The following is a 13447-nucleotide window of genomic DNA, read 5'->3' as shown; positions in this document are numbered from 1 at the left end:
CCGGCGCTTGCTCGTTCAACCGGCAAAAATCTCTCGCAGGTCCGGTACGCTCTCCTCTTCTTCCACCATCGAAAGCGACGCTTCGATCGCTTTCAGATGGCGGCTCATGAACGCCGTGGCACGCTCGGTCTTGCCCTCTTCCAGATAACCGATCAGGTCGTCGTGGTCGTGGGACTCGCAGCCCAGATGGCCGCGATGGCCGTACACCGCCAGAATCAGCGACGAGCGCGAGCAGAGCCGCTCGACGAAGTCGGCAAGCGTGGCGTTGCCGGAAAGGCGTGCCAGCTGCACATGAAAATCTGCCGAGAGGCGAATGGCCACGCTCTGCTGGCCTTCACGCAGCGCCTGGCGTTCGCGGTGGGCTAGGGTGCGAAGCGCGTCGGCATCCGCCGGGGCCATATGCCTGGCCACGTCCGCCATCAGCCCGCACTCGACCAGCTGACGCGCGTTGAACACGTCTCGCGCCTCTTCCGCGGTTGGGCGGGTGACGCTGGCCCCGCGGCGCGGCGTCAGGGTAACGAGCTGCTCCAGCGCCAAGCGCTGCAAAATCTTGCGAATGCCGGTCCGGCTGATGCCAAACACCTCTGATAGCGCGTCCTCGCGAAGGCGCGCACCAGGCTTTAGGCGCTGCTCGACGATCGCGTCGCTCACCGCACGATAAATCGACTCGTGGCGCGCGTCGCCGTCGCTTTCGGGCACGCGGCGTTTCATGGCGGCCTGCTCGTCGCTCATGGCCTCTCCTTGCAAAAATAAATCGGGTGCCGATTTTAACGTATTTAGCTGCCGCGATAGGTCGAGTAGCCATAGGGGGATAGCAGCAGCGGCACGTGGTAGTGTTCGTCGGCGCGGGCCACGCCAAAGCGCAGCGGAATCACGTCCAGAAAGCGCGGCTCCGTGGCCTCGACCCCTTGGGTGCGCAGATAGTCGCCGGCGTGAAACACCAGCTCGTACTCCCCGGCCAGAAAGCGCTCGCCCTCGAGAAGCGGGCCGTCACAGCGGCCGTCGGCATTGGTCACCGCACTTCCCAAGTGCTCGCGAGAGCCGGCGGAAAGCCGAAACACCTCGATAGTGATGCCCGCGCCAGGCGCGCCTCGGGCGGTATCCAGTACGTGGGTCGTCAGCCGTCCCATAGCCTCTCTCCTGTTATCGGCGGTGCGTTTGACCTATCGGTCAACACCTTGTATTGATCAAAGCTTAGTGGTGATACCATCGATTGTATACACCGCCCATTCGCTCTACGCCAAGGAGAAGACGCCGTGCCAAACGCGCATCAAGAGGCTTTCGATTCGCTCACCCCGGCTCCCAGCCAATGCTCGCTGGACGCGTTTGTAGCGGCCTACGGCGACGTGTTCGAACACTCGCCCTGGATCGCCGAACAGGCCTGGCGCCAGGGACTGGATACCCGCCACAACGATCCGGCCGCGCTTGCGCAAACGATGAGCGAGGTGCTGCGAGCCGCCCCACGGGAGCGTCAGATCGAGGTGATCCGCGCGCACCCGGACTTGGCCGGCAAAGCGGCGCTAGCTGATGAATTGACCGACGCATCGAAAAGCGAGCAGGCCGGCGCCGGGCTCGATCAGTGTTCGGTCGAGGAGTTGGCGCGCTTTAAGTCCTTAAACGGCGCTTATCTTGAGAAGTTCGGCTTTCCGTTCGTGATTGCGGTCAAGGGTCTCGACCGCCACGACATTTTGGCGGCGTTTGAAACGCGGCTCAACAATACGCCAGACGAGGAGCGGGAAACTGCCGTCGAGCAGATCGCCCATATCGCGCGCTTTCGTCTGATCGCCAAAAGCGAAACCTGAGGCGCCTTTTACGTTTGTTTCGCCCACGAAAAAGCCGCACCCGAGGGCGCGGCTTCGAAAGCGATCGGAGTGATTACCGGCTGATGGTATCAGCGGCTTTCTGGGTCTGCTCTTCGGCCATTTTCTGGCTGTCCTGCATGAAGTCCTGACCGATCGAAGTGACTTTCTCGGAGTCGCCCTTGACGCGCTCCATGAAGTCAGACGCGGTTTTCTGCTGGGACTGCATCGCACGCTTGAAACCTTCGGCGTCCTTCACGTCAAGCCAGGTACGCGCTTGAGCGAGACTCATGTCCGAGTAGGCACGAGCGGCATCCATCTGGGCGCCGACGAGACGCTCGTAGTAATCGAGCGCCGCCAGGGTGTATGAGCGCATGGGCGAGACAAAAATCGACTCGAACTGCTGCTTGGTGTTCTCTGCGGTCCTATCCATCACGTAACCTCCTGCCAGTTAGCGATTCGACGCGCATGTGGGGCGGTCGATACCAAAGCATTTGCCTTGTGTCCCCTTAAGCTAGCAGCGCTTTTTGTGCAGCGCAACATGATTTTTGCCGCACTGCACCATTTTACCGTTTGGATATGACCTATACCTCGCGCACCGTGGGTGCTTGGCCTGCCATACCGTCATGAATGGCCAGCATTTTCTCGAACCACCGGGAGATGGGCTGGTGCTCGTCGAACAGCGCCTCGCGTGATACGACGTGGGCCCACATGAAACTTCCAAACAGCAGGTAGTCGGCGCCCGCCGGTGCGTCGCCGTCGAGAAAGGCGCTCTCTTTTAGCAGCGCGTTCACCGGCGCCAACATCTTGTCGAGCTGCTCACGCCCTTGGGTCGGGTTGTGAAGGTCTTCGAGACGCATCTTGAAGTTCGCCTCGCGGGTTTCACGAAAATACTGGCGGTCGTCGGGGTGAATGGCCTCGAGCAAGTCCATCACCACGATGCGAAACAGGGCCGGAGTAACGCTGCGTTCGACGAAGAGTTTGAAAAAGAGCGCGCGCTGGTAGCTCTGTCCTTCGCCAAGCAACGGCGCGTCCGGGTAGGTTTTATCCAGATAGCGCATGATCTCGAAGCTGTCGGTCACCACCGTGTCGCCGTCGACCAGCACCGGCACCTTATCGTGATTGGCAAAAGCAATTTTCTCCTTTTGCTGAAAGCGCCAGGGCTCGGTGCGATAGGCGAGCCCCTTGTGCGCCATCGACAGGTGCACGCGCCAGCAGTAAGGCGAAAAACGCAGGCGTTCATCGCGCCCGCACAGGTCATAAACGATACGATCCATCGGTTCACCTCGCTTGAAAGACGACGTGTTCAGCATGGTCGCTCCCCGCGCCACAAACAAGCCCTAATGCTTGCCCAACCGCTTGTTCGACGCCCTATCTATTAGTCTAATGAAAAACGTCACTTCTCATTGGCGCCTCTGAGGATAGATCTAATAAAAACAATGACTTGATTTAAAAACACGAGGTTCCGGACGACATAAAACTCGGACGATGACTGGTAAGACCAATTTTCCAATGTAGTCAGCGCCTTAAGCTGGTCGTATCGTTAGTCGGGACTGCTCGCGCGCCAAAAGCACCGAGCATTGACTACTCATAAAAGCACCGTCGAACAAACAAGGGCTCCCCTCCATGAGTGAAACGATACTTGCATTACTGGCGTTCATGCCGCTACTGCTTGCGGGTATTTTGCTGATTGGCTTTAAAGTACCCGCCAGAATCGCCATGCCGCTGGTCTTTCTCACCGCTGCCGTGATTGGCCTGACGGCTTGGGACATGAGCTTTACCCGCGTGGCCGCCTCGACCATTCAGGGCCTGATTCAGACCGCCGGGCTTTTGTGGATCATCTTCGGCGCGATTTTGCTGCTCAACACGCTTAAGCACTCCGGCGGCATCATGGCGATTCGCAACGGCTTCTCCGGCATCAGCCCGGACCGCCGCGTGCAGGCGCTGATCGTGGCGTGGCTGTTTGGCTGTTTCATCGAAGGCGCCTCGGGCTTTGGTACGCCCGCCGCCGTTGCCGCCCCCTTGATGGTCGCACTGGGCTTTCCGGCGCTGGCCGCGGTGGTCGTGGGCATGATGCTTCAGTCCACGCCGGTCTCTTTTGGCGCGGTGGGTACACCAATCATCGTGGGCGTGGGCACCGGGCTCGACCGTAACGGCATCACCGACGCGCTCGTCGCCAACGGCTCCTCTTGGGAGGTGTTTTTCCGTCTGATCACCAGCGAAGTCGCCATTATTCACGGCATTGTCGGACTTTTGATGCCGCTGATTCTGGTCACCGTGATGGTGCGTTTCTTCGGCGCCAACAAGTCCTGGAAAGAGGGCCTGTCGATCACCCCGTTTGCCATCTTCACCGGTATCTCCTTCGTTGTGCCGTACATGCTGGTCGGCGTTTTCCTCGGCCCGGAATTTCCCTCGATGATCGGCGCCATGGTGGGGCTTGCCATCGTGGTACCGGCGGCGCGCAAGGGCTTTTTGCTACCCAAGGATACCTGGGACTTTCCCGAGACCACTTCCTGGCCGGATGAGTGGGTCGGTAAGCTGCAGATCAAACTCGACGACGTGGCGGGCCGTGCGCCGATGTCGACCTTCAAAGGCTGGATTCCCTACGTACTGCTGGCGATTTTTTTGGTTGCTTCGCGCACTATCGAGCCGCTACGTGTCGCGCTGACCTCGATCAACCTGAGCTGGACCGACATCCTGGGCGAAGCCGGTGTTAGCGGCGGCGTGCAGCCGCTGTACCTGCCTGGCGGTATCATTCTGGCCGTCGTGCTGATCACCTACTTCCTGCACAGGATGAACGGTGGCCAGTTGAAGGCGGCGGTATCGGAGTCCACTAAAACCATCTTCGGCGCGGGCTTCGTGCTGATCTTCACCGTGCCAATGGTGCGTATTCTGATCAACTCCGGCGTGAACGGGGCGGATCTCGTGTCCATGCCGGTCATGATGGCCCAAGCCGTCGCCAACGGCGTGGGCGGGATCTATCCGTTCTTCGCCCCCGCCGTGGGCGCACTGGGGGCCTTCATTGCCGGCTCGAACACCGTCTCGAACCTGATGCTGGCGGAGTTCCAGTTCAACGTTGCGCAGACGCTGGGCATCTCCACGGCGATGATGGTGGCGCTGCAGGCCGTTGGCGCCGCGGCGGGTAACATGATCGCCATTCACAACGTGGTGGCAGCTTCCGCCACCGTTGGCCTTCTGGGCCGCGAGGGCGCGACGATCCGCATCACGATTCTGCCGACGATCTACTACCTGGTGTTTGTCGGCACCATCGGCCTCATCGCGTTCTACCTGCTCGGTCTGACCGACCCGCTGCTATCATAAAGCGATGCACTTAAAGCGAAAAACCACCCTTCGGGGTGGTTTTTTATGCGCGCGTTTTAGATTGCCATCAAGCGCTAGTCGATACGCTTGAGCTCTTGTGCGTGCGCCTGGCCGCGCTCGACGTAGCTTTGGGCGTTGAGCCGGAGTTTGTCGATCGCGCCTTCCTGCAGGGTTTTCACCACACGCGCTGGGGAGCCGACGATCAATGAATTGGGCGGAAACATCGCGCCCTCCTTCACGAAGGCGCAGGCGCCGACCAGGCTGTTCTCGCCAATCACCGCGCCGTTGAGAATCACCGCCTGAATGCCGATCAGACATCCATCCTCCACCGTACAGCCGTGCAACATCGCCTGATGACCCACGGTCACGCCGTTACCCACGGTCAAGGGAAAGCCGGGGTCGGCGTGCAGCACCGCGCCGTCCTGAATGTTGCTCTGCTCGCCCACTTCCAGCCGCTCGGTATCGCCGCGCAGCACCGCCTGATACCAAACGCTGGCGCGGGATTTTAGCGTCACCTGCCCGATCACGTCGGCGGTCTCGGCGACGTAGACGTCGTCGGCAATGTCCGGCTTGTGCTCACCCAGTTGATAAATGGCCATGCAAGGCTCCTTTTGATTGTTGTCACCCGTTCGCGCGATCATGCCAGGATAACGCTTGCTCCAGCACCCGGGCAACATGAATGGCGTTACGCTGAGCACCATCATGAATTTGGTGGCGGCAGCTGGTGCCATCGGCGACTACCAGCGTATCGGCGTCGGCGCCGCGTACAGCGGGTAGCAGACTGAGTTCGGCCATTTTCATCGAGGCGTCGAAATGCTCCGCTTCGTAACCGAAACTCCCCGCCATACCGCAGCAGGACGACTCGACGGTTTCAACGCCGAGACCGGGAATCCAGCCAAGCACCTCCTCGACCGGGCGTAGCGCATCGAACGCTTTTTGATGGCAGTGGCCATGAAGCAGCGCGTGAGACGTCGCCAACGGCTGGAGCGACAGCGTAAGCTCGCCGGCAGCCTTTGCCTTGACCAGAAATTCCTCGAAGAGGTAAGCAGAGTCGGCAAGTGCCCGAGCCTCATCGCCAAAGCCGTACTGCAAAAACTCGTCGCGTAGGGTCAAAAGGCACGACGGCTCGAGCCCGACCACCGGCACGCCACGCTGAACGAAAGGCATCAGGTAGTCGAGCGTTCGCCGTGCTTCAGCCTTGGCCTTGTCGAACTGACCGGCCGCCAAGTGGGTGCGCCCACAGCAAAGCGGCCGCTGCCCTTTCTGCACGTTCAAGTGCACATGATAGCCCGCAGCCTCCAGAACACGCTTGGCCGCTCGAGCATTGTCGCTTTCCATGTAGTTGTTGAACGTATCCACGAATAGCAGCACGTCGCGCTGGCCGCTTTCGCGTGCGTTTTGGTGAGGCTCTGCCAGAAAGTTGCCATCGAAAACGGGAAAGGCGCGCTGCGGCGCGAGCCCCAACGAGCGCTTGAGCGGCGAGGCGATCAGCGGAATGCGCTCGATAGTTCGCGTTACGCCCTTTAAGCGGTGAGCCCAGCGCGCGTAGCGCGGCATCTCACCGACCATGCGATCGCGAAGCGAAAGCCCCTTGAGCCGCGCTCGGGCCGTGCGCGCTTCGATCTTGAACTTGGCCATGTCGACCCCCGTGGGGCAGTCACGCTTACAGCCCTTGCAGGAGACGCAGAGATCCAACGCCTCTTTCACGCTGTCATCGGCCAGCCCCTCCTCCCCCAACTGACCGGAAAGCACCAGCCGAAGGGTGTTGGCTCGCCCCCGGGTCAGATGCTTCTCATCCAGAGTCGCCCGGTAGCTTGGGCACATGGTGCCCGCATCGAACTTGCGGCAATGCCCGTTGTTGTTGCACATCTCGACCGCCATCGCGAGACCATGGGTGGCATCGCCCGACGTCCCCGGAGGGCTCTGCTCGCCGGTGAGTGGATCACGCTCAACGTTCCAGGCGGACCAGTCAAATACTGGCGTAAGTGGAATGCGATCGTAGCATGTGGGAAAGCGAAAATAGCGTTCATCGTCCATTTTCGGGGTATCGACGATCTTTCCAGGGTTAAAACGATTATGGGGATCGAAGAGCGCTTTGATCTCCTTGAACGCATCGTTGACGGTTTCGCCGAACTGCCAAGCGACCCACTCGCCCCGGCAGATGCCGTCGCCGTGCTCACCGGAATAGGCGCCCTTGTATTCACGCACCAGGCTCGAGGCATGCTCGGCGATTTCCCGCATCTTCTCGGCCCCGCCCCGGCGCAGATCGAGGATCGGGCGCACGTGAAGCGTGCCGGCACCGGCGTGGGCGTACCAGGTTCCTTCCGTCCCATAACGATGAAAAACCTGGGTCAGTTTGTCGGTGTATTCGGCCAAGTGTTCCAGCGGTACCGCGCAATCCTCGATGAACGATACCGGTTTGCCATCCCCTTTCATGCTCATCATGATGTTGAGCCCGGCCTTGCGCACGTTCCAAAGCGCCTTCTGCTCGCTGGCATCGATCATGTTGACCACGCTGCCGCCAAGGCCCAGCTCGCCCATCAAATCGTTGAGTTCGTCGAGTTTTTGCACCAGCGTGGCCTGGTCGGCGCCAGCGAACTCCACCAGCAGCATCGCTTCGGGGCGGCCGATCAACGCTTTCTCGATGACCGGGCGAAACGCCGGATTCTCGAGCGAAAGCTCGATCATCGTACGATCAACCAGCTCCACGGCCATGGGGCCGAGCTTGGCAATGTGCTGAGTGAGATCCATCGCTTGGTAGAAAGTGGGGAAATTGACTACGCCCAGCACCTTCTTTTCCGGCAGCGGTGAAAGTCTTAGCTTGATACGCCGGCTGACCGCCAGCGTGCCCTCCGAGCCCACCAGCAGGTGCGATAGATTAGGACGGTGATCAGGGTCGTAGGGAATTGGGTTTTGACAGTCGAAAAGGTCCAGGTTATAGCCACCGACCCGGCGCAGCACTTTGGGAAAGTGTTCGCGAATCTCCGGGCCGACCTTGTCGGCGATGGCCCTGACTTTTTCGGCCAGCGCCTGCTCCCGGCTACGGCTGGCAAACTGATCGACGAATCCAAGACTCACCTCGCTGCCATCGGCCAACACCGCGTCGAGCCCCAACACGTTGTGTACCATGTTGCCGTAATAGATCGAGCGTGAACCGCAGGAGTTGTTACCTGCCATGCCGCCAATCGTGCACTGGGCGCTGGTGGATACATCCACCGGAAACCAGAGCCCGTAAGGCTTGAGCCAAGCGTTGAGATGATCAAGCACCATGCCTGGCTCGACCACCACGGTTTGTGCCTGTTCGTCGAATTCCACCACCTGGTTGAGCCAGCGCGTGGTATCGAGTACCAGTGCCTCTCCCACGGTCTGCCCGCACTGACTGGTGCCGCCTCCCCTGGCCAGCACCGGTACATCGGCGTCGCGCGCGATATCCAGCGCTAAGGTGAGATCCTCTTGGTGGCGCGGAATGACCACCCCCACCGGCGTGATTTGATAGATCGACGCATCGGTGGAGTAGCGTCCGCGGCTGGCGTGGTCGAAGAGTACGTCGCCGGCTATTTCACGAGAAAGCCTGGCCGCGAACTCACTCACCGGCTTGATTTTGGCGTCGGCAGAGCGTGGCGGCTGAGTCAGCGATGTCATGGCGCCCCCCGGCCTATTGGCCTGATTGATCGCGGGAAAACCGGTGTGGATGCTCGGCGAAATAGTCGAGCGCCGCCGTAACGCCGCTGGCTTTGAGCTCGACACCGGCAAGCTTCATGCCCGCCTCGCAGCCACCAAGGGTGGCGATGAGCGTCAAGTCGTTACAGTCGCCCAAGTGACCGATACGAAACATCTTGCCCTTCGCTTTACCAAGGCCCATGCCCAGTGAGAGATCGAAGCGCTCGTAGATGATCTTGCGTACCGCGTCGGCATCGATCCCCTCTGGCATGACGACTCCCGTCAATACCGGTGAATAGAGCGCTGGATCCTGACACTGGATCTCCAGCCCCCAAGCCTGGACCGCCGCGCGTACGCCAGCTCCCCAGCGCGCATGGCGCTCGAACACCTGCTCCATGCCCTCTTCCAATAGCATGTCGAGCGCCTCGTTCAGCCCATAAAGCAGGTTGGTGCTCGGCGTATAAGGCCAGTAGCCGTTTTTGTTGGCCTCCAGTATTTCATCCCAGGCCCAGAAGCTTCTGGGCAGCGTCGCGCCCTTACTCACTTCTATCGCCTTGGGCGACAGCGCGTTGAAACTAATGCCCGGCGGCAGCATGAGGCCTTTCTGGGACCCTGATACGGTGACATCAACGCCCCATTCATCGTGGCGATAGTCGGCACTGGCAAGCCCGGAAATGGTATCGACGATCAAAAGGGCCGGGTGGCTGGCAGCGTCGATGGCGCGGCGCACCGAGGCGATGTCGCTGGTCACGCCGGTTGAGGTTTCGTTATGCACAACGCACACCGCCTTGATGGCGTGATTGCTATCCTCCTTGAGCCGCGCCTCGATCATGTCCGCTTGTACGCCCTGCCGCCAACCCTCGTAGTCCGGCAGGCCGATGAATTCTGGCTCAAGCTGCAACCTGAGCGCCATCTTGTGCCAAAGCGTTGCGAAGTGGCCGGTTTCGAACATCAATACCTGGTCACCAGGTGAGAGCGTATTGGCAAGTGCGGCTTCCCAAGCGCCGGTCCCCGAGGCCGGGTAAATAATGACCGGGTGTTCGGTCTTGAAGATGCGTTTGATTTTCTCGAGAAGCTCGAGTCCCAGCGCGCCAAACTCCGGGCCACGGTGGTCGATCGTGGGCAAGCTCATGGCGCGCAGGATTCGGTCCGGCACGGGTGACGGTCCTGGAATTTGCAAAAAATGGCGGCCGGTGGGATGAAAATCGAGGTTGAGCATGGAATAGATCCTTTTATTGTTGATCTCGCTGCCGTGGTAACAATGGCGTCGATAACGCTGTGCTTGTCGACGCCGCACTCTTTGAATAATGAATTCAAACGTCGGCTTTAAAAAAACGCTATTTGATACAACCTGCCTCCCGCAGGTTATCGAGTTGCTCTCGACTCATGCCGAGTTCTCCCAACACTTCGTCGGTGTGCTGGGCGAAAAGCGGTGCCGAAGAGCGAATTTCCGACGGGGTTCGGGAAAATTTGCTAGGAAAACCGATGGTTTTCATCTTACCAATCACCGGATGCTCCATTTCCTGGACCATACCGCGTGCCAGATAGTGTTCATCGTCCAGCGCTTGGGCAAAATTATTGATTGGGCCGGCGGGAACGCCAGCGCTATCGCAAAGCGCGAGCCACTCATCCACAGTACGCTCGGCCATCATCGCTTCCAGAACGGCTTCCAACTCGTCGACGTGTTGGCCGCGGTCGAAGTTGGTCAAAAACCGCGTGTCCTCCATTAACGAGGGTGTTTTCAGCACGTCGGAACAAAAGCGCTCCCAAGTGCGCTGGTTGGCGCAGCCCAGCATCAGATAACCGTCGCTCGCCTTGACCGCTTGATAAGGAGCCGATACCCGATGGCGCCAGCCGGTAGGCTCGGGCACGGTGCCTTCGGAAAAGTAGGCGGCAGCCTCCCAGGTGAACCAGGGCAGGCCGCATTCGGTAATGGCGATATCGACGTGCTGGCCCTCACCGGTCTGCATCTTGTGAATGTGGGCGGCGAGAATGGAGTAGACGGCGGTGATGCCGGCGCCGATATCGTAGACCGCGATACCGGTCTTGAGCGGGCGGCGCCCGGGCTCGCCGGTCATCGACATGAGCCCCGTCATCCCCTGGGCTACCAGGTCGAAGCCGCCTTTATGGCTGTAGGGCCCGGTTTGGCCGTAACCGGAAATCGAGCAGTAGACGATACTCGGGTTGATAGCCTTGATCGTGTCATAGTCGATTGATAGCGACTTCGTAACCCCTGGGCGATAGTTTTCGACGATGACGTCGGCATCCGCGGCCAACTGATAAAAAATCTCGCGGCCCCGCTCGTCCTTCAGGTTGAGCGAGATGCTTTTCTTGTTGCGGTTGATTTGCGAAAAGCAGGTGGACTCGCCGTTGACGTAAGGCCCCATCTGGCGGCTATCGTCGCCTCCATTGAGTTTTTCTACCTTAATGACGTCGGCGCCCATATCGGCCAGCACCATGGTGCAATAAGGCCCTGCCATGATTTGCGAGACATCGAGTACTTTCATGTTGTGTAACGCTTGCATGCGCGTGTCTCCCTAAAACGTTAGCGGCCAGACCACTCAAAAGGCGTCTTGTTGACGAACTTGTCCACCGCCGCGGCGAAGTCTTCGCTCATGTAGCAAATACTGACCCAATCATCGCCTGCATCCGGTGCCAGTCTGTGGCTCTGCTGCATGCGGTTGATCAACGCCTTACTTGCCTGAAGGGTCAGCGGCGCGCGTTTCAAAAAGTCCGCCGCTCGGCTTTTAACATCGTCGTAAATGCTATCCGGTGAAAACAACTCGTTGACCAGCCCCAACGACAGCGCCTCATGACCGGTGACGAGTCGGCCCAACATCAACACCTCCTTGGCCCGCGCCGTGCCCAGCATTTCCACCAGCCGCGAAACGTTGGTGATCGAAAGCGTATTGCCCAACGTTTTGGCGATGGGTACGCCGAATTTCATCGACTCAGTGGCGTAACGAAAATCGCACACCAGGGCAAGCGCGGCGCCCCCGCCGACGCAGGCGCCCTCGATGAGCGCCAGCGTCGGTTTGGGAAAGTTTTCCAACTTTCCAACCACCCGGTCGATGCGGCGCTCGTAGTCGATGGCGTCTGCGGGTTTATGGAAACTGGCGAACTGGGTAATGTCGGTGCCGGCCACGAAGGCCTCCCCCCCTATACCGTGCAAGACCAGCGCATGGACCCCGCTCTTCTCGGCGAGCGTATCGCAGTAGTACTCAAGCGCGTTGTACATGTCCCAGGTCATGGCGTTACGGCTTTGCGGACGGTTGAAACCCAGCCACGCCACGCCCTCCTTGATCTCGAAACGCACGCTGTCAGTCGTAGGCTTTTTTGTCTTCTGCGTCATTGTCTTTTCTCCCAGAGTCGGTGGTTAGCCGTAGACGAAGTTGACCAGCGCCAGCGCGAAGGCGGGAATGTAGGTGTTGATCATCAAAATGGTGAACAGCACCGCGATGAACCACAGGTTGGTCTTCGATGTCGCCCAAATATCCGATTTGGCGATCGAACACGATGCGATCAGTACGCTCGCAACCGGCGGGGTTTGCTGGCCGATGGCCAGGTTGAGCGTGACGATCAAACCAAAGTGCAGCGGGTCGATACCGACTTCGATGACCAGCGGCAGCACGATCGGTACCACCAAAATGATGGCCGCGGCAGAGTGCAAGAAGATGCCGAGAATCAGGAAGATGACGTTCAAAAGCGCCAGTATCACGTAGCGGTTGTCCGTCAGCTCGCTGATCTGCATGGCGATTTCCTGAGGCACCCGAGTTTCGGTCAGATAGCCGCCTACCACGGCGGACGCCGCGACCAGCAGCATGACCACTGCGGTCTGTATCCCGGCGCTCTTGCAGGAATCGATGAAGTTCTTGAGCGTAAACTCGCGGTACACCACGGCGCTGATGAAGATGGCCACGCACACAGCGAGCGCCGCGCCTTCGGTCGCGGTGACGAAGCCGCCGAAGATACCGCCCAGAATGATGACCGGAATCAATAGTGCCCAAACGGCTTCTTTCAGCGCCAGCCAGAGTTGAGAGAAGCGAAAACGCCCCTCCGACGGGAAGTTATACTTGCGCGCCAGGTAGTAGCACATCGCCGCCAGGCCCATCGCTCCGAGAAGCCCCGGGAAGATGCCCGCAACGAACATCTGAACCACCGATTCCCCCGACATGACCGCGTAGAGAATCATCGGAATCGACGGAGGCAAAATGATCGCTAGGCTCGCCGCCGACGATGAGATCGAGGCGGCAAATTCTTTCGAATAGCCTTTCTTGCGCATGGCGGGAATCAGAATACTGCCGATCGCCGAGACCCCAGCGACGGACGAGCCGGAAATTTCGGCAAAAAACACCGAGGCCCCAATGGTCACCATTGAGAGCCCACCCTTGATAAAGCCGACCATCGCCATGGCCAGATCGATCAGCCGCCGGGAAATGCTCGAAGCGTTCATGATGGCGCCGGCGAGAATGAACAGCGGTATTGCAATAAGTGGGAAGTTGGTCGCGCCTTCGAACATCGTCATGCCCACGGTGGGCATCGCCATGCTGCCGTAGGTCATGAACGTAGCTACGGTTCCGACCAACGCAAGGGCGACCGCCACGGGGACATTGATCAAGATCAGCACGATCAGCGCCAGAAATATATAGAGAATAACCATGGTGATT

General features: G+C 59.6%; 12 protein-coding genes. 2 read left to right on the top strand and 10 right to left on the bottom strand.

Annotated elements, in window-relative coordinates; all coding sequences use genetic code 11:
• Positions 1 to 15 precede the first annotated feature (15 nt).
• Both MQW23_RS02965 and uraH read right to left on the bottom strand, forming a co-directional pair.
• On the bottom strand, positions 16 to 732 hold the full coding sequence (locus tag MQW23_RS02965; protein WP_252106320.1) for a GntR family transcriptional regulator: 717 nt from the start codon (positions 730 to 732) through the stop codon (positions 16 to 18).
• A 44-nt stretch (positions 733 to 776) separates the two neighbouring features.
• Entirely contained in the window at positions 777 to 1130 is a 354-nt protein-coding gene (gene uraH, locus MQW23_RS02960) for a hydroxyisourate hydrolase (protein WP_252106319.1), read from the bottom strand.
• A gap of 126 nt (positions 1131 to 1256) precedes the next feature.
• Here uraH and uraD point away from each other — a divergent pair, with 126 nt between their 5' ends.
• Positions 1257 to 1802 carry a 2-oxo-4-hydroxy-4-carboxy-5-ureidoimidazoline decarboxylase gene (uraD, locus tag MQW23_RS02955; protein ID WP_252106318.1) on the top strand — a complete coding sequence of 182 codons (546 nt, stop codon included), beginning with the start codon at positions 1257 to 1259 and terminating at the stop codon, positions 1800 to 1802.
• A 73-nt stretch (positions 1803 to 1875) separates the two neighbouring features.
• Here the strand turns inward: uraD and MQW23_RS02950 are convergent, their stop codons facing one another.
• Together MQW23_RS02950 and MQW23_RS02945 are read right to left on the bottom strand one after the other, a co-directional pair.
• A complete protein-coding gene (locus MQW23_RS02950; RefSeq protein ID WP_252106317.1) occupies positions 1876 to 2232 on the bottom strand; it encodes a phasin family protein in 357 nt (118 codons plus the stop codon).
• A 151-nt stretch (positions 2233 to 2383) separates the two neighbouring features.
• Entirely contained in the window at positions 2384 to 3112 is a 729-nt protein-coding gene (locus MQW23_RS02945; protein WP_396238418.1) for a glutathione S-transferase N-terminal domain-containing protein, read from the bottom strand.
• A 313-nt stretch (positions 3113 to 3425) separates the two neighbouring features.
• Between MQW23_RS02945 and MQW23_RS02940 the strand changes: the two genes are divergently transcribed.
• On the top strand, positions 3426 to 5120 hold the full coding sequence (locus tag MQW23_RS02940; RefSeq protein WP_252106316.1) for an L-lactate permease: 1695 nt from the start codon (positions 3426 to 3428) through the stop codon (positions 5118 to 5120).
• 74 nt (positions 5121 to 5194) lie between these two features.
• Here the strand turns inward: MQW23_RS02940 and MQW23_RS02935 are convergent, their stop codons facing one another.
• From MQW23_RS02935 to MQW23_RS02910, 6 genes are all read right to left on the bottom strand, one after another.
• Complete coding sequence (locus MQW23_RS02935; RefSeq protein ID WP_252106315.1) at positions 5195 to 5719, bottom strand: gamma carbonic anhydrase family protein; 525 nt, start codon at positions 5717 to 5719, stop codon at positions 5195 to 5197.
• A gap of 22 nt (positions 5720 to 5741) precedes the next feature.
• Positions 5742 to 8762, bottom strand: coding sequence for an FAD-binding and (Fe-S)-binding domain-containing protein (locus MQW23_RS02930; RefSeq protein ID WP_252106314.1), 3021 nt, complete (start codon positions 8760 to 8762; stop codon positions 5742 to 5744).
• A 13-nt stretch (positions 8763 to 8775) separates the two neighbouring features.
• A complete protein-coding gene (locus tag MQW23_RS02925; RefSeq protein ID WP_252106313.1) occupies positions 8776 to 9999 on the bottom strand; it encodes a pyridoxal-phosphate-dependent aminotransferase family protein in 1224 nt (407 codons plus the stop codon).
• 118 nt (positions 10000 to 10117) lie between these two features.
• Complete coding sequence (locus MQW23_RS02920) at positions 10118 to 11305, bottom strand: CaiB/BaiF CoA transferase family protein (protein WP_252106312.1); 1188 nt, start codon at positions 11303 to 11305, stop codon at positions 10118 to 10120.
• Positions 11306 to 11325: 20 nt separating this feature from the next.
• Positions 11326 to 12132, bottom strand: a complete 807-nt coding sequence (locus MQW23_RS02915) for an enoyl-CoA hydratase (protein WP_252106311.1) — start codon at positions 12130 to 12132, stop codon at positions 11326 to 11328.
• A 24-nt stretch (positions 12133 to 12156) separates the two neighbouring features.
• On the bottom strand, positions 12157 to 13440 hold the full coding sequence (locus MQW23_RS02910; protein ID WP_252106310.1) for a TRAP transporter large permease: 1284 nt from the start codon (positions 13438 to 13440) through the stop codon (positions 12157 to 12159).
• Positions 13441 to 13447: the final 7 nt, after the last annotated feature.

The organism is Halomonas sp. S3-1-1, from assembly GCF_023757625.1.
In the GTDB taxonomy this organism is placed as follows: domain Bacteria; phylum Pseudomonadota; class Gammaproteobacteria; order Pseudomonadales; family Halomonadaceae; genus Vreelandella.
Note: the sequence above shows the minus strand (reverse complement) of the source record. Positions and strands in the feature narration are given on the sequence as shown.

What these genes read in the sequence shown, in the direction of transcription:
- MQW23_RS02965 (WP_252106320.1), bottom strand. Translation starts at nt 732, where the DNA reads ATGAGCGACGAGCAGGCCGCCATGAAACGCCGCGTGCCCGAAAGCGAC.
- MQW23_RS02915 (WP_252106311.1), bottom strand. Translation starts at nt 12,132, where the DNA reads ATGACGCAGAAGACAAAAAAGCCTACGACTGACAGCGTGCGTTTCGAG.
- MQW23_RS02950 (WP_252106317.1), bottom strand. Translation starts at nt 2,232, where the DNA reads ATGGATAGGACCGCAGAGAACACCAAGCAGCAGTTCGAGTCGATTTTT.
- uraH (WP_252106319.1), bottom strand. Translation starts at nt 1,130, where the DNA reads ATGGGACGGCTGACGACCCACGTACTGGATACCGCCCGAGGCGCGCCT.
- MQW23_RS02940 (WP_252106316.1), top strand. Translation starts at nt 3,426, where the DNA reads ATGAGTGAAACGATACTTGCATTACTGGCGTTCATGCCGCTACTGCTT.
- MQW23_RS02920 (WP_252106312.1), bottom strand. Translation starts at nt 11,305, where the DNA reads ATGCAAGCGTTACACAACATGAAAGTACTCGATGTCTCGCAAATCATG.
- MQW23_RS02930 (WP_252106314.1), bottom strand. Translation starts at nt 8,762, where the DNA reads ATGACATCGCTGACTCAGCCGCCACGCTCTGCCGACGCCAAAATCAAG.
- MQW23_RS02910 (WP_252106310.1), bottom strand. Translation starts at nt 13,440, where the DNA reads ATGGTTATTCTCTATATATTTCTGGCGCTGATCGTGCTGATCTTGATC.
- MQW23_RS02925 (WP_252106313.1), bottom strand. Translation starts at nt 9,999, where the DNA reads ATGCTCAACCTCGATTTTCATCCCACCGGCCGCCATTTTTTGCAAATT.
- MQW23_RS02945 (WP_396238418.1), bottom strand. Translation starts at nt 3,112, where the DNA reads ATGCTGAACACGTCGTCTTTCAAGCGAGGTGAACCGATGGATCGTATC.
- MQW23_RS02935 (WP_252106315.1), bottom strand. Translation starts at nt 5,719, where the DNA reads ATGGCCATTTATCAACTGGGTGAGCACAAGCCGGACATTGCCGACGAC.